This window comes from Duganella sp. CY15W, assembly GCF_009857555.1.
Lineage (GTDB): Bacteria > Pseudomonadota > Gammaproteobacteria > Burkholderiales > Burkholderiaceae_D > Rugamonas > Rugamonas sacchari.
Genome location: NZ_WWCQ01000006.1, coordinates 225,829 through 242,735, shown reverse-complemented (window position 1 = coordinate 242,735; position 16,907 = coordinate 225,829). Strand labels below are relative to the sequence as shown.

Below are 16,907 nucleotides of genomic sequence, written 5' to 3'. Positions count from 1 at the left end.
AAGGAGACTCAGTGACAAACAACGCAGCGCCGGTCGGCTTTACTGACACCAAGCAGCATTACGCCATCCTGGACGGACTACGGGGCGTGGCAGCGCTCATGGTGGTCGCCTTTCACCTGTTCGAAGCCCATGCGGCCAGCCGCTTCGAGCAGATCATCAACCATGGCTACCTTGCGGTCGATTTCTTTTTCGTGCTGTCCGGTTTCGTGATCGGCTATGCCTATGATGACCGCTGGCGCACCATGTCCACCATGGAGTTTTTCAAGCGCCGCCTGATCCGCCTGCACCCGATGATCGTGGTGGCAATGCTGATTGGCGCTGCGCTGTTTTACGTCCAGGCCAGTGCGGCCTTCCCCAATATCCAGGCCACACCACCGTGGCTGATGCTGACGGTCATGGTGATCGGCATGACGCTGATCCCGGTGGGCGCGGCGCTCGACATCCGTGGCTGGAGCGAAATGCATCCGCTGAATGGCCCATCCTGGTCGCTGTTCTACGAATACGTTGCCAACATCCTCTACGCGCTATTCGTGCGCAAATTCTCGAAAACCGTGCTGGCGTGCTTCGTGCTCGTGACCGGCTGCGTGCTGGTGCACTATTGCCTCACCGGCCCGAATGGTGACGTCATCGGCGGCTGGTCGCTGGAACCGGTGCAGATGCGGATTGGCCTGACCCGCTTGCTGTATCCCTTCTTTGCCGGCCTGCTGCTGTCGCGCATCGTGACTGTCGGCCGCATCCGGCACGCATTCCTGCTGAGCAGTGTCATCATCATCGCTGCGCTCGCCTGGCCGCGTATGGGCGGTCCCGCCGATCTGTGGAAGAACGGCCTGTATGACGCGCTGTGCATTGTGCTGGTGTTTCCACTGGTGGTCTACATCGGCGCCAGCGGCAGCGTGAACACGCGCATGGGCGCCAGGATCTGCGGCTTTCTCGGCGCGATCTCCTATCCCATCTACATCATCCACTACCCGTTCGTGTACACCTATATTGCCTGGGTCAACCAGCGCAAGATTCCGCTGGCAGACGCGCTGCCCATGACCATCGCCACGTTCCTGGCCTGCGTCACAACCGCCTATCTCTGCCTGACCTTCTATGACATCCCGGTGCGCCGCTGGCTCAGCAAGCGCTATGTCCACTAACAGAAAGCGAACTATCCCGATGAAACTGCGCTCCCTTGCATTTGTGCTTGCCGCCAGCCTGGCGAACCTGGCGTACGCCGATACCCGCAGTGACCGGCTCGACGTCCAGCATGTCATGGATGCCTACCATGAAGCCGTCCTCAGTCACGATGGCGACCGGCTGGCCGCCCTGTTCCTGCCCACCAGCATCTGGCTGAACGTGCTATCCGACCAGGCCTATGCGGCGGCCAGGGAAAAGTCGGCGGACGCGCCCAAGATCAGGGTGGGCAGCTATGCCAGCTTTGCCAAACTGGTGTCCACCTCCAAAGCCAGTTTCAATCCCACGCATACCCGGCAGCAGATCAGCAGCGATGGCACGATCGCTTCGGTCTACTTCGACTTTGTCTTCATGATCGACGGTAAGCCAACCAATCGTGGCAGCGAAACCTGGCAACTGGTCAAGGACAGCGACGGCTGGTACATCGCCGCGCTCACCTACTCCTCTGACCCGATGTAAGACGGCATTGCGCGCCGCGCGGCATCACAACGCAAGCTCGCTGACTACGGCGCTGATAAAGCTCTTCAGTTTCGGCGTCTGACGGCGGTCGGGGTGGTAAATCAGGTGGATGGGGCGTGACGGGGTTTCATATTCCGCCAGCACTTTCACCAGCCGCCCCGAATTCAGGCTCTCGCGCGCCAGATCTTCAGCGACAAACACGATGCCCAGGTCATGCAACGCCGCGTTCAGCAGCGCCTTGGCATCGTTCAGCCGCAATCGCGTCTTGACGTTGATCGTAAAATTTTCCTCGTCACGCATGAAACGCCAGTCGCTGGTGGCCGGTCCTGTTGCGGACGCATAGGCCAGGCATTCATGCTGTTCCAGTTCCGTCGGCGTCTTCGGCACGCCGCGTTCCTTCAGATAACCGGGAGAAGCGCAGGCGACCAGATTGAACGGCTTGAGCGCGCGCGCCATGAAACTGGAATCCTTGAGCGTGCCGATCCTGAACACCGCCTCAAACTCTTCCTCCACCGGATCGACATAGCGGTCGTTCAGCACCAGCTCCATCTCCACTTCCGGGTAGCGCTTCAGATAGCGCGCCACCACCGGCATCAGCGTATGCGTGCCGAAACTGACAGGTGCATTGACACGCAAACGGCCACGCGGCGCTTCATACGCCTGGTCGGCCAGCGAATCGGCCCAGTCGGCATCGGCCAGCACCACCTTGCAGCGCTCGTAATAGGCCTTGCCCATTTCGGTCAGGCTCTGGCGGCGCGTGGTGCGGTTAATCAGGCGTGCGCCCAGCCGACTTTCCAGCCAGCTGATGTGCCTGGCAATCATTTGCGGCGACATCGCCAGCGCACTTGCGGCGGCCGCAAACGAACCCACTTCCACTGTTTTGACAAAGGCCGCCATGCTGGCCAGACGATCCATTCCACACTCCCAGTTGTGATACACGTGCCCACATCGGAATTTATGCCCGATTCGAAACAAAATACTATCACTGAACTCGCCTTCGGGCACATCAGATAAGGAAATGGTATGGCGAAAATCGGCATCACGGGACTGTGCCTGGCGGGCATGTTTGCCTTGAATCCCTGCGCACTGCTGCATGCCCAGGGCGTGGCAAACACCACCGTCACGGTGGACAGCATGAACCTGCCGGGCGCCGACGCTGCGGCGCTGGCTGCGCGTGCAGGATGGTGGGATGTCAGCGAAACCGTCTGGGCGCGTCCGGGCGCGGAGCCAGCGGTGATCCATGGCCAGGTCGCGCACCGGCAAATGGTCGGCCTGTATCTGCAGGAGATGTTGTATGCCTCCGCACAGCGCAGCGATGCGGCCCTGTATCGAATGGACTACCTCGGCTACAACCGCGTCACGGGACGCTGGGAGTATCTGTCGATGGACACGCGTGTCGCCGCAGGCCTGATGCCGGCCTGGAGCTACGAGCACGACGACGTCCGCCGCATTCGCATCCAGTTCGAGCCGTTTGCCTTCCCAGGCGCCGGTGCCACGGTCAGTGGCCAGTTGCTGCGCATGGAAGAGATCATCGAACAGACCGGCCCCGACACGGAAACCAAAGACCAGTATTTCATCCTTGCCGATGGCAGCGGCACCAAATGGCTGGCGCATCGCTATGCCTACGCGCGCCGCAAAGGTGGGCTATGAAAAAGCTCATCGCCACCGCACTCAGCATCTGCCTGATGGCCGGCGCGCAGGGCGCCGCAAAGGATCTCTCTGCCGAGAAAACCATCCGGCTGGAAAACATGACCAGGGTCAGCGAAGGCGTTTATGTCATCGAAGACCGCCAGCACATTATGCTGGTGCCCAACATCACCATCATCGTGGGCAGGGATGCGGTGCTGGTGGTTGACACCGGCCTCGGCACGGAAAGCGCGCAGCGGGTGCTGAAGGCCGCAAAGAAACTCGCGGGCCGGCGCAAACTGTATCTGACCGTGACCCATTTCCATCCCGAACATGGCTTTGGCGCCCAGGTGTTCAAAGGACAGGCGACCATCATCTACAACCGTGCCCAGCGCGACGAGATGCTGCAGAAAGGGCCTGGCTACCAGTCGTTGTTTGCCACCAGGCTGGGGGTGGCGAACGCCATGCGCGATGTGCGGCTTGTGGCTCCCGATGTGGTCTACGAAGATGCCGCATCGATCGACCTGGGCGGGCGCGTGGTCAAGCTCAACTACTACAAGCCCGCGCACACCCTGGGCGACCAAGTGGTTTCGCTACCGGATCAGGGTGTGGTCATCATGGGTGACCTGCTGGAAACCGGGTCGTTTCCCATCATGCCGTGGTTCCCCGAGCTGGGAGATACCGACGTCGATCCGCTCAACTGGCGCGACATCCTGCGCCAGGTCGCCGCCACGCAGCCGCAGATCGTGATTCCCGGTCATGGACGCATCGGCAGCCGTGCCGATCTGGATGCTGCCGCCCAGCACATCGAGCAGGCGCGCGAGGCTGTGGCGTCCGGCTGCGCCGCCGGCAAGACGCTCGGCGACTTGCAGCAGGAAGCAACGCCATTATTGGCGGCACAGCACCCGGACTGGCAGCTCAAGGACTGGATCGGGATGGAAATTCAGGTAAACCATGCAAGGTTGTGCCGCCCGCGTTAGGCTTAAGCTGGTGTCCCGATAATCACGCTGGAGGCCTTGAAGATGGCGCTGGCTTCCGTGCCCACTTCCAGGCCCAGCGACTCGCCACTGTCCTTGGTGACAATGGCGGCAATGGTGCCGCCCCCCGGCAGTTCAATGGTCACCTCGGTATTCACCGCGCCCGGCAGCACGCGGCTGACCTTGCCCGTCAGCCGGTTGCGCGCCGACAGCTTCACGTCACCCAGTTCAGTTGCCACGATCACCGACGAGGCCTTGATCAGTGCAAACGCCTCGACGCCCACATCCAGCCCCAGCCCTTCGCTGCTGTCACGGGTGATGGTCGCGACGAGCTTCTGGCCACCGACAATCTCCAGCACCACCTCGTCATTGACTGCGCCATGCTTCAATGCCACTACCTTGCCGCTGAACTGATTACGTGCGCTGGTCTTCATTTTCATCCTTTGTATGAGTAAGAAATCGTCCGCCAGCGCGTGCGACTGGGCACTCAGGTGTGCCACGAAGCGCTGGTGTTCCTCATCAATTTTACGGAAATTTTCGACCAGTTGACTACCCCGCTGCGTCAGCCGTGTGCCGCCACCGCCCTTGCCGCCCGCCGCGCGTTCGACCAGCGGCTCGCCGGCCAGATTGTTCATCGCCTCGATCGCGTCCCATGCGCCCTTGTAGCTCATGCCAACCGCCTTGGCCGCCGCCGTGATCGAACCTTCGGCCGCCACCGCCGCCAGCAGCGCCACGCGGTCTTGCCCGCCCAGCTTCTGCCCGTCTATGGTCAGCCACACATTGCCTCGTAATTCCATCGTCATGCCGCACTCTCCTCCACATGGAAGATGCTACCATTTTCCATGCGCAGCACATGTTCGCCGAAAGCGCGCACATCCTCGGGATCATGGGTAATCATCAGCATCGGGATGGCCAGCCGGCGCTGCAAGGCGCCGAGTTCCTCGCGCATGCGCTCGCGCAGGCCGGGATCGAGCGCGGCAAATGGTTCGTCCAGCAGCAGCGCATCCGGCTGCGGCGCCAGCGCGCGCGCCAGGGCCACGCGCTGCCGCTGACCGCCCGACAGCTCATGCGGATACTGGTGCGCCACATGCCCCAGTTCAAACGCATCGATCCAGTAGCGTATCGCCTCGCTGTCGGCGCGCGACAGCGGATTGCGCCAGCCGCGCTGCAAGCCAAAGCCAATATTCTGGCGCACGTTCAAATGCGGGAACAGCGCATAGTCCTGGAACAGATACGCCACCTTGCGCTGCTGCACCGGCACGTTGACGCCCATGGCGCTATCGAACAGGCAGCGTCCGGCCAGCTCGATGCGGCCGCTGTCCGGCGTTATCAGTCCGGCCACGGCCTTCATCATCTGGCTCTTGCCCGCGCCCGATGAGCCGTACACCACCACGCGCTGGCTGCCCGATTCAAAGCGCGCATGCAGCTTGAACTCGCGGTCCGCCGAGCGCAAGGTTTTGTGGATATCGACTTTAAATTGCGTACTCATGCTTGGGGATTACGGTTAGGCGTCAGTTTGTTTGCCGTGATGAGCACCGCCACACACACCACAGAGGTGATGACCACCAGCAGGTTGGCATGGTCGTCCTGCCCCGCCTGCACGGCTTCGTACACGGCAATCGACAGCGTCTGCGTCTTGCCGGGAATGCTGCCCGCCACCATCAGCGTGGCGCCGAACTCGCCCATCGAACGGGCAAACGCCAGCAAGGTGCCGCCCAGCACGCCGCGCCAGGCCAGCGGCAAGGTCACGCGCAGGAACACGCCAAACGACGATACGCCCAGCACGCGCGCAGCCTGCTCGAATTGCGTATCGATGCTTTCAAACGCCGCGCGCGCGCCCTTGAGCACGAGCGGGAACGCCACCACGGCGGCGGCAATCACTGCCGCCTGCCAGGTAAAAATCAGGTTGATGCCGAAGTGCTGCTGCAACCACGCGCCTACCACGCCATTGCGGCCGATGATGACCAGCATATAGTAGCCCAGCACGGTGGGCGGCATCACCATCGGCAAGGTCAGCACCGCGTCCAGCAGTTCGCGGCCCGGAAAACGCTTGCGCGCCAGCAGATAGCCCAGCGCCACGCCCAACACCAGATCAATCACGGTGGCCCAGCAGGCCACCTTCAGCGACAGCCGTAATGCTACCCAGGCTGGCTCGACAGACTCCATGCCTTACGGGCGGCCGAAACCGTACTTGGCCAGAATCGCCTGGCCAGCCGGCGACTGCACGTAGTCAGCAAACTTGCGGCCCGCCGCTGCTTGCGGACCGGCAGCAATCACGGCAATCGGATAGGTCACCGGCGTTTCGGTTGGCACCGTGGCCACCACTGTGACCTTGTCTTTGACGATGGCCGCATCGGTGGCGTAGACAAAGCCGGCATCCACTTCACCGCGCGCCACATAGTCCAGGCACTGGCGCACCGAGGTGCCCAGGATCAGCTTCGGTTCCACCACGGCCCACAGCTTGGCGTTTTCCAGCGCGGCCTTGGTGTAGCGGCCGACCGGCACGCTGGCCGGATTGCCGATGGTGACGCGCGACACGCCGGCCTGCGCCACATCGGCCAGGCTCTTGACCGGCACCTTGCCGCCCTGCGGCGCGATCAGCACCAGGCTGTTGCTGGCGAAGTTTTTGCGCGTGCCCGGCGCCAGCAGCTTCAGCGTATCGGCCTTGTCCATCGCATCCTGGTCGGCGGAGGCAAACACGTCCACCGGCGCGCCCTTGGCGATCTGCTGTACCAGCGGATCGGACGCGGCAAAGTTGAACTGCACCTTGTCGCCCGCATGCTCCTTCTCGAAGGCCACGCCGATTTCTTTAAACGCATTGGTCAGGCTGGCCGCCGCCGATACAGTGATGTCCGCTGCCGCCGCCGACACACCCCAGGCCGCCAGCACAATCGCCAAACTTGCTTTCAACATGTAGCACTCCTCTGATAGTGAACTCGCAATAAACCCGATTATATAGCGCTGGGGCAATCTTCGTATTCTCCAAAGTGACTAGGCATAATTTTGAGAAATCTTCTATAATTTCAGAAATTCTTGAAAATTCAGAAAATTAAGGAAATCATGAGTCCCGTCACTCCCGTCAACGTCGCCCCGCTCACACCGCTGGCCCAGCGCTTCATCCTGCACTTCGGCGAAATGGGCAGCCGCTGGGGCATCAACCGCACGGTTGGCCAGATTTACGCGCTGCTGTATGTGAGCGCCAAGCCGCTCAACGCCGACGAAATTGCCGAGTCGCTGTCCTTCTCGCGCTCCAACGTGTCCATGGGCCTCAAGGAGCTGCAATCGTGGCGCCTGGTCAAGCTGCTGCACAAGCCCAACGACCGCCGCGAATACTTCGAGCCACCCAAGGACATCTGGGACATCTTCAAGGCACTGCTGGAAGAGCGCCGCCGCCGCGAAGTGGAACCGACCCTGTCCATGCTGCGCGATGCGCTGCTGGAAACGCCCTCCAACGAAACCGACGTGATTGCCCAGGAACGCATGCGCGAAATGTACAACCTGATCGAGCTGTCCAGCTCCTGGTTTGACGATGTGCAGCGCCTGTCGCCGGAGACCCTGGCCTCGCTGATGAAGATGGGCTCCACCGTGAAAAAACTCATCGACGTCGGCGAAACCGTGCGCGACACATTCCGGTTCGGGCGTAACGTTGAGGACACCGCGACCGACAAGGACAAATGATGAAATTGCGCCAGCTTCATGGCTCCTCGCTGGCACTGGCCATCACCCTGGCGCTGATTGTGAAAGCCCTGATCCTGTTTGGCTTGTGGAAGGCGTTCTTTTCCGCGCCGCAAACCAAACACATGCGGATGCCGACCGCCACCGTCGAACAGCATCTGCTTGCTCCCCATCCCCCACCCGAAAGTAAAAAATGAGTCCGCTCGACGAAGTCGTGAATTTGTCGCGCCTGCAGTTTGCCGCGACCGCGCTGTACCACTTCCTGTTTGTGCCGCTGACACTGGGCCTCTCATGGATACTGGTTATCATGGAATCTGTCTACGTGATGACCGGCAAAGAGATTTACAAAGACATGACCCGCTTCTGGGGCAAGCTGTTCGGCATTAACTTTGCCATGGGCGTTACCACCGGCATCACGCTGGAATTCCAGTTCGGCACCAACTGGGCCTACTACTCGCACTACGTCGGCGACATCTTCGGCACGCCGCTGGCGATTGAAGGCATGATGGCCTTCTTCCTCGAATCCACCTTTGTCGGCCTGTTCTTCTTTGGCTGGCAACGGCTGTCCAAAGTGCAGCACCTGATGGTGACCTTTTTGGTCGCGCTGGGTTCCAGCCTGTCCGCACTGTGGATCCTGATTGCCAATGGCTGGATGAACCATCCGGTCGGCGCGGAATTCAACTTTGAAACCATGCGCATGGAGCTCACCAGCATTACCGATGTGATCTTCAACCCGGTCGCGCAGGTGAAGTTCGTCCACACCGTGGCGGCCGGCTATGTGACGGCGTCCATGTTCGTGCTAGGCATCTCCTCCTTTTACCTGCTCAAGGCGCGCGACGTGCAATTTGCGCTGCGCTCGTTTGCGGTGGCGGCGGCGTTTGGCCTGGCGTCCACGCTGTCCGTGATCGTGCTGGGCGACGAATCGGGCTATACCACGGGCGAAGTCAACAAGACCAAGCTGGCCGCCATCGAAGCGGAATGGGAAACCCAGCCAGCGCCAGCAGGCATCACCGTGTTTGGCCTGCCCAACGAGGAAACCCAGACCACCGACTACGCCGTCAAGATTCCCTACATGCTGGGGCTGATCGCCACGCGCTCCACCGACAAGGAAGTCACCGGCATCAAGGAACTCAAGCAGAGCAACGAGGAACGCATCCGCAACGGCATGACCGCCTATGCCGCCTTGACACGCCTGAAGTCGGGCGACAAATCGCCGGAGGCGCGCGCGGCGTTCAAGGCGGTGGAACAAGACCTGGGCTACGGCCTGCTGCTGAAGAAGTACACCCCCAACGTGGTGGATGCCACCGAAGAACAGATCCGCAAAGCCGCCAACGACACGGTGCCCAAAGTCGCGCCCGTGTTCTGGTCGTTCCGCATCATGGTTGGGCTGGGCATGCTGTTCCTGTTCATTTTCAGCGCCGCGTTCTGGTTCCTGGTGCGCAAGCGCCTGGCGCGCCAGCGCTGGCTGCTCCGGCTGGCGGTGTGCGCCATTCCGCTGCCGTGGGTGGCGGCGGAACTGGGTTGGGTGGTGGCCGAATACGGCCGTCAGCCGTGGACCATCGCCGGCGTGCTGCCGACGCATCTGTCGGCCTCCAGCGTCAGCCCGGGCAGCTTGTATTTCAGCCTGGCGGGCTTCCTCGGCTTTTACACGCTGCTGCTGATCGTCGAACTGGGCTTGATGATCAAGTACGCCAAGCAAGGTCCCAGCAGTCTGCACACCGGTAAGTACCATTGGGAATAAGGAAGCATCATGTTATTCGACTACGAAACATACAAAATCATCTGGTGGGGCTTTGTCGGCGTGCTGCTGATCGGCTTTGCGCTCACGGACGGCTTCGACTTTGGCATCGGCATGGCACTGCCCTTCCTCGGCAAGAACGACACCGAGCGCCGCGTCATCATCAACACCATCGGCCCCACGTGGGAAGGCAACCAGACCTGGTTTATCGCGGCGGGCGGCTGCCTGTTTGCGGCGTGGCCGCTGGTGTATGCCGCAGCGTTCTCCGGTTTTTACCTGGCCTTGATGCTGTGTCTGTTTGCGCTGTTCTTCCGGCCGGTAGGCTTCGACTACCGCAGCAAGATTGCCGATCCGCGCTGGCGCAGCACCTGGGACTGGTGCCTGTTCATCGGCGGCTTTGTGCCACCGCTGATCTTCGGCATCGCCTTCGGCAACCTGCTGCAAGGCGTGCCCTTCCGCTATGACGACAGCATGCGGCTGGAATACACCGGCAGCTTCCTGGATCTGCTGAATCCGTTTGCGCTGCTGGCGGGAGCGCTCAGCGTCAGCATGCTGGCCATGCACGGCGCCACCTATCTGCACCAAAAGACGGAAGACGTGATTGCCCACCGCGCACGCAAGGTGGCGTTTGGCGCCGCCCTCATCACCGCACTGCTGTTTGCCGCAGCGGGCATCTGGGTCGCCAGCGGCATCGATGGCTACCGCATTGTCGCCATGCCGGACGCCAGCAGCAGCTTCATGCCCATCGCCAAAACCGTGCAGCGCGCCAGCGGCGCCTGGCTGGACAATTATGAGCGCTGGCCGCTGACGCTGGCCTTCCCCGCCACCGTCTTCGCCGGCAGCCTGCTGGTGATGCTGTTCAGCGCACGCCGCCAGCCGCTATTGGCTTTCCTGTCCAGCGGACTGACGGTCGCGGCGGTCATCCTCACCGCTGGCGCCGCCATGTTCCCGTTCGTGATGCCATCCTCGCTGGCGCCCGGCAGCAGCCTGACCGCATGGGACGCCGTCGCCAGCCACAAGAGCCTGGCCGTGATGTTCTGGGTGGTGGTCATCATGCTGCCCATCGTGGTCGCCTATACCGGCTGGGTCTACCGCGTGGTCAGCGGCAAGGTGACTGAACAGCACATCCGCGACAACGAACACACCGCTTACTAAGGAGCATCAACCATGTGGTATTTCGCCTGGATACTGGGCGTGGGCTTTGCCCTCGCCGCCGCCATCATCAACGTCATGTGGCTGGAAGCAAACTATGCATTCGGCCAGCGCGACGAGGAAACCACGCAGGCCAGTTTTGAAAGTGCAATTAAAAAATGAATGTATAACCTCCACTTGACAGCGACACTCTCAAATGAGAGTATCGCTGTCATGAATATTTCAACGACATCTGCCGTCCCGCTTCGGGACCGCAATAAAACCAAGACCCGCGAAGCCATCATGGCTGCCGTGGCGCGCCGTCTGGAAAACGATGGCCTGGCCCAACTCAGCTTTACCGAAATCGCCCGCGAGGCTGATATCGGTGAAAGCACCGTCTACCGCTATTACCCAAACAAAGAAGTGCTGCTGGAAGCCTTCTGGGACTGGGCGCCGCAAGCCATCCAGCGTGACAGCTATCCGCAAAATTTTCACGAACTGGAAAGCCGGCTCAGCGCCGACTTCGTTCGCTTCGACCAGCGCGAGCCGCTGATCCGCGGCATGCTGGCCTCGCCGCAAGGGCGCAGCGCCCGTATGCACACCGCTGCCGCGCGCCAGCAGGCGTTTCGCCAACTGGTCGCCAATGAAGTAGGCGACGTGCCCGATCCCGACCGCGACCGCCTGTGCGCCGCGATTCAACTGCTGTACTCGGCAACCACCTGGGCCACCTTCAAGGATTATTGGAATATGGATGGCGCCGAGGCCGGCAAAGCCGCCAGCGCCGCCATCGCCGGCTTGCTGGACCATGCGCGCCGCACGCTGCGCGCCCCGCAGGATTAAGGACGCTGCGTCCAACGTGCAGGACGTTTTCCTGCGATACAACAAGAGGTCGTTATGATTTTCCACGCATCAATGCCCAGCAGGCATCCTGCGCATGTCGCCCGCGTTCTCGCGGAAATCTGGGGCGGTTTTGCCGCCCCCTTCCCGTCCTTCCCGGATTCCTGGATGGCGGTTGCCGGCGACGAACGCGGCACCATTATCGAAACCTATCCTTGCGACCGGGTGATTACGCCGGGCGCCGGCAGCGACAGCTTTATGCCCGGCGATGCGCAGGACAGCAGCCATTACAGCGCCTTTCATATGGCCGTGGGCACGCCTTTGACCACCGAACAGGTACTGGCTATCGGCGCCCGCGAAGGCTGGCGTACGCTGCGCTGCACGCGCGGCGACAACTTCTTTGACGTGATCGAATTCTGGGTCGAGAACACCACCATGATCGAGATCCTCACCGAAGACATGCAGACGCAATACCGCAGCTTTGCCACGCCCGCCAACTTCCGCGCATTCGCCGCAACCCAGCAACAGGCTTAACCATGAACAAATCCTATTTCCGTATCGCCGCCCTCTATCTGCTGCTGGGGGTCATCATGGGCATCGTCATGGCCGCCAGCGAAGACTTTACGCTGCGTCCAGTCCATGCTCACATCAATCTGCTGGGCTGGGTCAGCCTGGCCTTGTTTGGCGTGTTTTATACCGTGTATCCGCACGCCGCCGCCACCAAGGTGGCACGGGTGCAATTCTGGGGCTATACCGTGGCACTGCCGCTGCAGATGGTGGCGCTGGCCCTGTTCATCACCGGCCACCCGGCGGTGACGCCACTGCTGGGTATCTCATCGGTCGTGATTGCGCTGGCCGTGGTGTGCTTCGTGATCAATGTTTGGCGCTATGCCGCTGTGCCACGGCAAGGGCGCCTGGAGGGTGTGTGTCAGTGATCCTCACGCGCGTTACCAAATCGTAACGGTGTGTGAATAGGCAAGTCGATGCAAAACGCCTAGTATGGCTGGAGTTCATCGACCCCTACCCTAGCGAGGACACTATGCGCCACCTGACTTTCAAGCTGCTCGGCTTTACCATCATCGGCCTGCTGGCCTTGCCCTGTCACGCCACGCCCCTGCCGGAAGGCTGGCAGCCATTGCCGCTGCCTACGCTGTCCGGCAGCTTTCTGGAGCACGGCCAGCGGGGCACGGCCATGCTGGTGCAAAACCCGCAGCAACACACCTACGGCGTCGCCGTCGCAGCCGAACCAGCCAGCGGCGCAACAGCGCGCATCGTCAAGACCTTCCGCGCCATCGCGCCAAACCCACCGCAACTGTCACTGATCAAACCCGGCAACTACCAGCCGGTCTGCCACAACGGCGGCGACTGCGCGCCGCGCCACATTGACAGCGAGGCAATCAGCGTGTGCTTCGGCGAGGCGAGCTGCGGCATTATTTACGCCGACGGCAGCGCCTTCCGCGAGATGGCCGTCACAGATTAAGTGCGGCGGCAACGCGCTTGCCGGGGCGGGATGTGGTACATTCTCGCCTCGCATTCTTCTCGCCGTCCACCATGTCTTCCCTGAAGTACCTCAGCGCCTATTCCGAACAAACGCAGCAGCAAGTGTCGCAGCTCATCGCCCAGAACAAGCTGGGCGAGGTCCTGCTCAAGCGCTATAGCAAGCCGCACGAGCTGCGCACCGACCGTGCGCTGTACCAGTACGTGCAGGATTTGAAATCTGAATTTTTGCGCAACGCCGATCCCATCAACAAGGTTGAGTACGACAGCAAGATCCACGTCATCAACCATGCACTGGGACTGCACACGTCAATCTCGCGAGTACAGGGCGGCAAGCTCAAGGCCAAGCATGAGATCCGGGTCGCCACGGTCTTCAAGGAAGTGCCGCTGGAATTCCTGCGCATGATTGCCGTGCACGAGCTTGCGCACATCAAGGAAAAGCAGCACGACAAGGCGTTCTACAAGCTGTGCACCTATATGGAGCCCAATTACCACCAGTACGAATTCGACCTGCGGCTCTACCTCACGCAACTGGACACCGAAGGCCGCAAATTGTGGAGCCCGAACTAGGCCTCAGACGATGCGTTGCAGCAGCGCTTCGGCGTCGCTTTCCACCATCATCAGCGCTGCGTGCTGGGGCCGCACAAAGCCTTGTGCACTGGCGTGCTGGATGAAGCCGGCCAGGCTGTCGTAGAAACCATCGACATTGAGCAGGCCGATCGGCTTGGCGTGGATGCCCAGCTGCGACCAGGTCAGCATTTCAAACAGTTCTTCCAGCGTGCCCATGCCGCCCGGCATGGCGATGAAGCCGTCCGCCAGTTGCGCCATCATGGCTTTGCGTTCGTGCATGTCCTTGACGATGAACTGGCGCGTCAGGCCGGTATGGCCCACTTCGCGTTCGACCAGCGCGGTCGGAATCACGCCGGTCACCTCGCCGCCGGCGCGCAGTACTTCGTCGGCGATGATGCCCATCAGGCCCACCTTCCCGCCGCCGTAGACCAGCGACAGATTGCGCGCCACCAGCGCACGGCCCAGTTCCCGCGCGGCTTCCGCATAGCGCGGCGACACACCGGCGTTAGCGCCGCAGTACACACAAATTGCCTTAGCCACTCAGTTTTTCCTCTTCCAGTTCTTTTTGCGCCGCTTCCTGGTCCAGCCGCTCGGTGGCGTCGCGTACGTTACAGCAGGCGGCCTGCTGGTATAAATCCATGGCTTGCGCCACTTTCTTTTTACCGTCCAGCATCAGCAAGGCACGCGCGTACTGGATGCGGACGATGGCCGAATCGGGATTCAGCTTGAGCGCCTGTTCAAACTGGCGATAGGCTTCTTCCTTCTTGACGCCATAAGTCAGGCCGGCCAGCACGGCGCCGACCTTGTCGAGAATTTCAGCATGGTACACGCCCATGGCGATATGGGCATCGGCGCGCTGCGGCGCCAGCTTGATGACCATGTCGAGGCTGCGCTTGACCTTGGCGCCGAGGCCCTGCGCCAGCGCCTTCACCACCGAGATGCCCTGCGAATACTGGCCCAGCGCATACGCATGCCAGTAGTAGCCGGCCGGATTGCCGGGCTGCTCCAGCTGCTGCCGTTCACAGCGCTCGGCCACGCATTCAAACGTGGCCAGCCGCTTCTTGTCGTTGGGCTCCAGATAATTGGTGTACATGCAGATGGCCTTGTGCGCCACCGCATAACCGTTCACGCCCACATCCAGGCCAAGCCGCGCGGCGCGTTCGAACTCGCCGGCATGGAAGGCGATCCACGCCTGCACCAGCGCCGGCTGTGTGGGGAAGGTTTCGCGATCCCCGCCATGCAGCAGCGGCCATGCCTGCTGCAGGCTTTCCGGCGTGTAGCGGAAAGCTGGATCGGGATACGGGAAAGGGGTCCACGCCATGAAGCCTCCGTCTGGGTTACTTCAATTTCTTGAGATATTCTTCGGACAGTTTCTGGAACAGCAGGCTGGTTTCGTTGCGCAGATACGGTCCGATCTGCGACAGCACCTGGTAGCAGCCGCGCGCCAGCGCATCGGCCATCGACTGCTGCTCGCTGTACTTGCGCGGATTGCGCACATATTCGTACGACAGCCAGTACGTCGCCACCACCACCATATTGGTGGCCATGGCGTCGATGGCGGTATCGGAAGCTTCCAGCGACTTCTCGCTGCGCAGGTCCTCGCACAGCTGCTTGGCGACCTTGATCTTGTGCGCCAGGATCTGCTTGAAGTGCAGCTCCAGCTTGCGGTTGCGCGACAGCAGATCATTGAGGTCGCGGTAGAAGAAACGGTAGCGCCAGATCAGTTCAAACATCAGGTGCAGGTACAGCCACACGTCTTCGATGTTGGAGCGGCGGCCGTTGGGCACGGTCAGGATGCGCTCGATCTCGGCTTCAAACTGGACGAAGATCGAGTTGACGATGTCGTCCTTGTTACGGAAATGGTAGTACAGATTCCCCGGCGAGATATTCATCTCTTCGGCGATCACGGTGGTGGTGATATTGGGTTCGCCGAATTCATTAAACAAGCGCAGCGACAGCTCAAGAATGCGTTCGCGGGTACGACGGGGTGCTTTTTGTAGCATAGCAAGGGGACCTCTGTTTATTCTCGTGCAAGCATAACACCGATGCACACCACAGAGGAACACCCGTGCACGCTTTTAGGCGCATATAGCACCCAGATGCCGCCTTTTAGCCTATTTGGCCTTCTTGGCTGCCGGCTTTTTCGCCGCAGTTTTCTTGGCGGCCGGCTTCTTGAGCGCGGGCTTGGCCGGTTTGACCTCGGCCGGCGTTGCCTTTTTGGTAGCGGCTGGCGCCGGCTTGCCCGACAGCGCCGCGACCTGCCGGGTCAGTTCATCGATACGCTGGTTCAGCGCATCGATCTCCTGGCGGTTCGGCACCCCGATCGAGCTCAACGCGCGCAGCACACGTTCCTCAAACAGCTGCATCGAGAAGAACTTGCCCTCGTCTTCCTGCGCCTTGGCAAAGGCAGCCAGGCCGGCTTGCCAGATCTCTTGCGACGACATGCGGACTGCGTCCAGCTGCTGATCGTCGTGCTTCTTCAACTTCTTAGCCATTTCCATCCTGTGATTGCTGTTTGACGGTATTTTATTCTAGTCAGCAAATCTAGAGAATGGTTACTAATGCAATAACGCCAAGTTTCCAGTCTGACCGAGGGCCGGGTGTTCGGATAAATCTGCTCCACGGGCGGCTCGTCTGGCCCCGGTTTCTTCATGCCGTAGGCATTTACCGGCTGCGAGCGGTTGACCCACAGCGTGTAATACAGATGGTCGGCGCGCGGGTCATCGGTGTTGGGATGGGTCAAAATGGTCAGGCCCAGGCTGTTCAGTTGCAACCATGGCACGATCACCTGCAGTTGCGCATTGCTGAAACCAAAGTAGAACGACGGCGTCACATGCGGCCCGCGCGGCTCCAGGTTCCAGTTGCCCAGCTCGACCTCAAAACGCTCGGCGGCCCACTTGTGCAGCAGCGCCGCCTTGTGGAAGCTGTCCTCGTCAAAATAGATGTGCGCGTGGTAGCTCTTGATATCGGTGTACGCGCGCGGCTTGCTCGGCAAAGTCTGCTCGCCGGGACGCACGCTGTGCGGCTGAATGGTCGCTTCCTTGTACGTCTCGTAGCCCCACGGACTCTTGCCCGCCGTGGTGGCCGCCGCCACACCCGAGGCGGCAAACGCCGCCACCAGTCCGCCACCGCTGCGCAGCAGGCCGCGCCGCCGCGGCGACAGCAAATCGGCCCATTCCTGATCTTCGTTGCTCATGCCATTCTCCTTTGGCGTGAGCGTA

24 protein-coding genes are annotated in these 16,907 nt (G+C 61.2%); 14 read left to right on the top strand and 10 right to left on the bottom strand.

Annotated features, from left to right (window positions below):
- The first annotated feature begins 11 nt into the window (after positions 1-11).
- Both GTP58_RS25900 and GTP58_RS25895 read left to right on the top strand, forming a co-directional pair.
- Positions 12-1,139 (top strand): acyltransferase family protein, encoded by a 1,128-nt coding sequence (locus tag GTP58_RS25900; RefSeq protein WP_373924782.1) that lies wholly within the window; start codon positions 12-14, stop codon positions 1,137-1,139.
- 19 nt (positions 1,140-1,158) lie between these two features.
- Positions 1,159-1,635, top strand: a complete 477-nt coding sequence (locus tag GTP58_RS25895) for a nuclear transport factor 2 family protein (protein ID WP_202413861.1) — start codon at positions 1,159-1,161, stop codon at positions 1,633-1,635.
- A gap of 24 nt (positions 1,636-1,659) precedes the next feature.
- On the opposite strand, the gene GTP58_RS25890 is transcribed toward GTP58_RS25895, so the two are convergent.
- Positions 1,660-2,550: a LysR family transcriptional regulator gene (locus GTP58_RS25890; protein ID WP_161079911.1), complete on the bottom strand. Its 891-nt coding sequence runs from the start codon at positions 2,548-2,550 to the stop codon at positions 1,660-1,662.
- A gap of 108 nt (positions 2,551-2,658) precedes the next feature.
- On the opposite strand from GTP58_RS25890, the gene GTP58_RS25885 reads away from it, so the two are divergent.
- Both GTP58_RS25885 and GTP58_RS25880 read left to right on the top strand, forming a co-directional pair.
- Positions 2,659-3,285, top strand: a complete 627-nt coding sequence (locus tag GTP58_RS25885; RefSeq protein ID WP_161079910.1) for a DUF1579 family protein — start codon at positions 2,659-2,661, stop codon at positions 3,283-3,285.
- The gene (locus GTP58_RS25880; protein ID WP_161079909.1) at positions 3,282-4,241 is read left to right on the top strand and encodes an MBL fold metallo-hydrolase; all 960 of its coding nucleotides are present in this window, start codon (positions 3,282-3,284) and stop codon (positions 4,239-4,241) included. The genes GTP58_RS25885 and GTP58_RS25880 overlap by 4 nt, the downstream gene beginning before the upstream one ends.
- A 2-nt stretch (positions 4,242-4,243) precedes the next feature.
- On the opposite strand, the gene GTP58_RS25875 is transcribed toward GTP58_RS25880, so the two are convergent.
- Genes GTP58_RS25875 through modA form a run of 4 tightly spaced genes read right to left on the bottom strand, consistent with a single transcriptional unit; the run spans position 4,244 to position 7,151 of the window.
- Positions 4,244-5,035, bottom strand: a complete 792-nt coding sequence (locus GTP58_RS25875; RefSeq protein WP_161080086.1) for a TOBE domain-containing protein — start codon at positions 5,033-5,035, stop codon at positions 4,244-4,246.
- A gap of 2 nt (positions 5,036-5,037) precedes the next feature.
- On the bottom strand, positions 5,038-5,727 hold the full coding sequence (locus GTP58_RS25870) for an ATP-binding cassette domain-containing protein (RefSeq protein WP_161079908.1): 690 nt from the start codon (positions 5,725-5,727) through the stop codon (positions 5,038-5,040).
- A complete protein-coding gene (gene modB, locus GTP58_RS25865; RefSeq protein WP_072786419.1) occupies positions 5,724-6,404 on the bottom strand; it encodes a molybdate ABC transporter permease subunit in 681 nt (226 codons plus the stop codon). Before modB ends, GTP58_RS25870 begins: the two co-directional genes overlap by 4 nt.
- A 3-nt stretch (positions 6,405-6,407) precedes the next feature.
- The gene (modA, locus tag GTP58_RS25860; RefSeq protein WP_161079907.1) at positions 6,408-7,151 is read right to left on the bottom strand and encodes a molybdate ABC transporter substrate-binding protein; all 744 of its coding nucleotides are present in this window, start codon (positions 7,149-7,151) and stop codon (positions 6,408-6,410) included.
- Positions 7,152-7,298: 147 nt separating this feature from the next.
- Between modA and GTP58_RS25855 the strand changes: the two genes are divergently transcribed.
- From GTP58_RS25855 to GTP58_RS25810, 10 genes are all read left to right on the top strand, one after another.
- Complete coding sequence (locus GTP58_RS25855) at positions 7,299-7,916, top strand: GbsR/MarR family transcriptional regulator (RefSeq protein ID WP_161079906.1); 618 nt, start codon at positions 7,299-7,301, stop codon at positions 7,914-7,916.
- Complete coding sequence (gene cydP / locus GTP58_RS25850) at positions 7,916-8,110, top strand: cytochrome oxidase putative small subunit CydP (protein WP_084560208.1); 195 nt, start codon at positions 7,916-7,918, stop codon at positions 8,108-8,110. The genes GTP58_RS25855 and cydP overlap by 1 nt, the downstream gene beginning before the upstream one ends.
- Positions 8,107-9,654 carry a cytochrome ubiquinol oxidase subunit I gene (locus tag GTP58_RS25845; RefSeq protein WP_072786413.1) on the top strand — a complete coding sequence of 516 codons (1,548 nt, stop codon included), beginning with the start codon at positions 8,107-8,109 and terminating at the stop codon, positions 9,652-9,654. The genes cydP and GTP58_RS25845 overlap by 4 nt, the downstream gene beginning before the upstream one ends.
- 9 nt (positions 9,655-9,663) lie before the next feature.
- A complete protein-coding gene (cydB, locus tag GTP58_RS25840) occupies positions 9,664-10,806 on the top strand; it encodes a cytochrome d ubiquinol oxidase subunit II (protein ID WP_161079905.1) in 1,143 nt (380 codons plus the stop codon).
- Between the two features lie 12 nt (positions 10,807-10,818).
- The gene (gene cydX / locus GTP58_RS25835) at positions 10,819-10,965 is read left to right on the top strand and encodes a cytochrome bd-I oxidase subunit CydX (protein ID WP_161079904.1); all 147 of its coding nucleotides are present in this window, start codon (positions 10,819-10,821) and stop codon (positions 10,963-10,965) included.
- Between the two features lie 51 nt (positions 10,966-11,016).
- Positions 11,017-11,622 (top strand): TetR/AcrR family transcriptional regulator, encoded by a 606-nt coding sequence (locus GTP58_RS25830; RefSeq protein WP_161079903.1) that lies wholly within the window; start codon positions 11,017-11,019, stop codon positions 11,620-11,622.
- Between the two features lie 54 nt (positions 11,623-11,676).
- Complete coding sequence (locus GTP58_RS25825; protein ID WP_161079902.1) at positions 11,677-12,153, top strand: hypothetical protein; 477 nt, start codon at positions 11,677-11,679, stop codon at positions 12,151-12,153.
- Positions 12,154-12,155: 2 nt separating this feature from the next.
- Positions 12,156-12,554, top strand: a complete 399-nt coding sequence (locus GTP58_RS25820; protein ID WP_161079901.1) for a cytochrome-c oxidase — start codon at positions 12,156-12,158, stop codon at positions 12,552-12,554.
- 104 nt (positions 12,555-12,658) lie between these two features.
- The gene (locus GTP58_RS25815) at positions 12,659-13,099 is read left to right on the top strand and encodes a hypothetical protein (protein ID WP_161079900.1); all 441 of its coding nucleotides are present in this window, start codon (positions 12,659-12,661) and stop codon (positions 13,097-13,099) included.
- A gap of 71 nt (positions 13,100-13,170) precedes the next feature.
- Positions 13,171-13,686, top strand: a complete 516-nt coding sequence (locus GTP58_RS25810; protein WP_072786399.1) for a M48 family metallopeptidase — start codon at positions 13,171-13,173, stop codon at positions 13,684-13,686.
- 3 nt (positions 13,687-13,689) lie between these two features.
- Here the strand turns inward: GTP58_RS25810 and GTP58_RS25805 are convergent, their stop codons facing one another.
- The 5 genes from GTP58_RS25805 to GTP58_RS25785 all read right to left on the bottom strand — a co-directional run bounded on the left by GTP58_RS25805 (position 13,690) and on the right by GTP58_RS25785 (position 16,882).
- Complete coding sequence (locus tag GTP58_RS25805) at positions 13,690-14,226, bottom strand: TIGR00730 family Rossman fold protein (protein WP_161079899.1); 537 nt, start codon at positions 14,224-14,226, stop codon at positions 13,690-13,692.
- Positions 14,219-15,007 carry a hypothetical protein gene (locus tag GTP58_RS25800; protein ID WP_161079898.1) on the bottom strand — a complete coding sequence of 263 codons (789 nt, stop codon included), beginning with the start codon at positions 15,005-15,007 and terminating at the stop codon, positions 14,219-14,221. Before GTP58_RS25800 ends, GTP58_RS25805 begins: the two co-directional genes overlap by 8 nt.
- 16 nt (positions 15,008-15,023) lie before the next feature.
- Positions 15,024-15,689 carry a TetR/AcrR family transcriptional regulator gene (locus GTP58_RS25795; protein WP_008446927.1) on the bottom strand — a complete coding sequence of 222 codons (666 nt, stop codon included), beginning with the start codon at positions 15,687-15,689 and terminating at the stop codon, positions 15,024-15,026.
- A gap of 111 nt (positions 15,690-15,800) precedes the next feature.
- Positions 15,801-16,181 (bottom strand): phasin family protein, encoded by a 381-nt coding sequence (locus tag GTP58_RS25790; RefSeq protein WP_161079897.1) that lies wholly within the window; start codon positions 16,179-16,181, stop codon positions 15,801-15,803.
- Entirely contained in the window at positions 16,166-16,882 is a 717-nt protein-coding gene (locus GTP58_RS25785; RefSeq protein ID WP_161079896.1) for a DOPA 4,5-dioxygenase family protein, read from the bottom strand. The genes GTP58_RS25790 and GTP58_RS25785 overlap by 16 nt, the downstream gene beginning before the upstream one ends.
- Positions 16,883-16,907: the final 25 nt, after the last annotated feature.

Coding starts and splice junctions, on each gene's coding strand:
- cydX (WP_161079904.1), top strand. CDS start 10,819: ATGTGGTATTTCGCCTGGATACTGGGCGTGGGCTTTGCCCTCGCCGCC.
- GTP58_RS25825 (WP_161079902.1), top strand. CDS start 11,677: ATGATTTTCCACGCATCAATGCCCAGCAGGCATCCTGCGCATGTCGCC.
- GTP58_RS25855 (WP_161079906.1), top strand. CDS start 7,299: ATGAGTCCCGTCACTCCCGTCAACGTCGCCCCGCTCACACCGCTGGCC.
- modA (WP_161079907.1), bottom strand. CDS start 7,151: ATGTTGAAAGCAAGTTTGGCGATTGTGCTGGCGGCCTGGGGTGTGTCG.
- GTP58_RS25820 (WP_161079901.1), top strand. CDS start 12,156: ATGAACAAATCCTATTTCCGTATCGCCGCCCTCTATCTGCTGCTGGGG.
- GTP58_RS25790 (WP_161079897.1), bottom strand. CDS start 16,181: ATGGCTAAGAAGTTGAAGAAGCACGACGATCAGCAGCTGGACGCAGTC.
- GTP58_RS25895 (WP_202413861.1), top strand. CDS start 1,159: ATGAAACTGCGCTCCCTTGCATTTGTGCTTGCCGCCAGCCTGGCGAAC.
- GTP58_RS25885 (WP_161079910.1), top strand. CDS start 2,659: ATGGCGAAAATCGGCATCACGGGACTGTGCCTGGCGGGCATGTTTGCC.
- GTP58_RS25830 (WP_161079903.1), top strand. CDS start 11,017: ATGAATATTTCAACGACATCTGCCGTCCCGCTTCGGGACCGCAATAAA.
- GTP58_RS25890 (WP_161079911.1), bottom strand. CDS start 2,550: ATGGATCGTCTGGCCAGCATGGCGGCCTTTGTCAAAACAGTGGAAGTG.
- GTP58_RS25800 (WP_161079898.1), bottom strand. CDS start 15,007: ATGGCGTGGACCCCTTTCCCGTATCCCGATCCAGCTTTCCGCTACACG.
- GTP58_RS25815 (WP_161079900.1), top strand. CDS start 12,659: ATGCGCCACCTGACTTTCAAGCTGCTCGGCTTTACCATCATCGGCCTG.
- GTP58_RS25880 (WP_161079909.1), top strand. CDS start 3,282: ATGAAAAAGCTCATCGCCACCGCACTCAGCATCTGCCTGATGGCCGGC.
- GTP58_RS25875 (WP_161080086.1), bottom strand. CDS start 5,035: ATGGAATTACGAGGCAATGTGTGGCTGACCATAGACGGGCAGAAGCTG.
- modB (WP_072786419.1), bottom strand. CDS start 6,404: ATGGAGTCTGTCGAGCCAGCCTGGGTAGCATTACGGCTGTCGCTGAAG.
- GTP58_RS25845 (WP_072786413.1), top strand. CDS start 8,107: ATGAGTCCGCTCGACGAAGTCGTGAATTTGTCGCGCCTGCAGTTTGCC.
- cydP (WP_084560208.1), top strand. CDS start 7,916: ATGAAATTGCGCCAGCTTCATGGCTCCTCGCTGGCACTGGCCATCACC.
- GTP58_RS25785 (WP_161079896.1), bottom strand. CDS start 16,882: ATGAGCAACGAAGATCAGGAATGGGCCGATTTGCTGTCGCCGCGGCGG.
- GTP58_RS25870 (WP_161079908.1), bottom strand. CDS start 5,727: ATGAGTACGCAATTTAAAGTCGATATCCACAAAACCTTGCGCTCGGCG.
- GTP58_RS25795 (WP_008446927.1), bottom strand. CDS start 15,689: ATGCTACAAAAAGCACCCCGTCGTACCCGCGAACGCATTCTTGAGCTG.
- cydB (WP_161079905.1), top strand. CDS start 9,664: ATGTTATTCGACTACGAAACATACAAAATCATCTGGTGGGGCTTTGTC.
- GTP58_RS25810 (WP_072786399.1), top strand. CDS start 13,171: ATGTCTTCCCTGAAGTACCTCAGCGCCTATTCCGAACAAACGCAGCAG.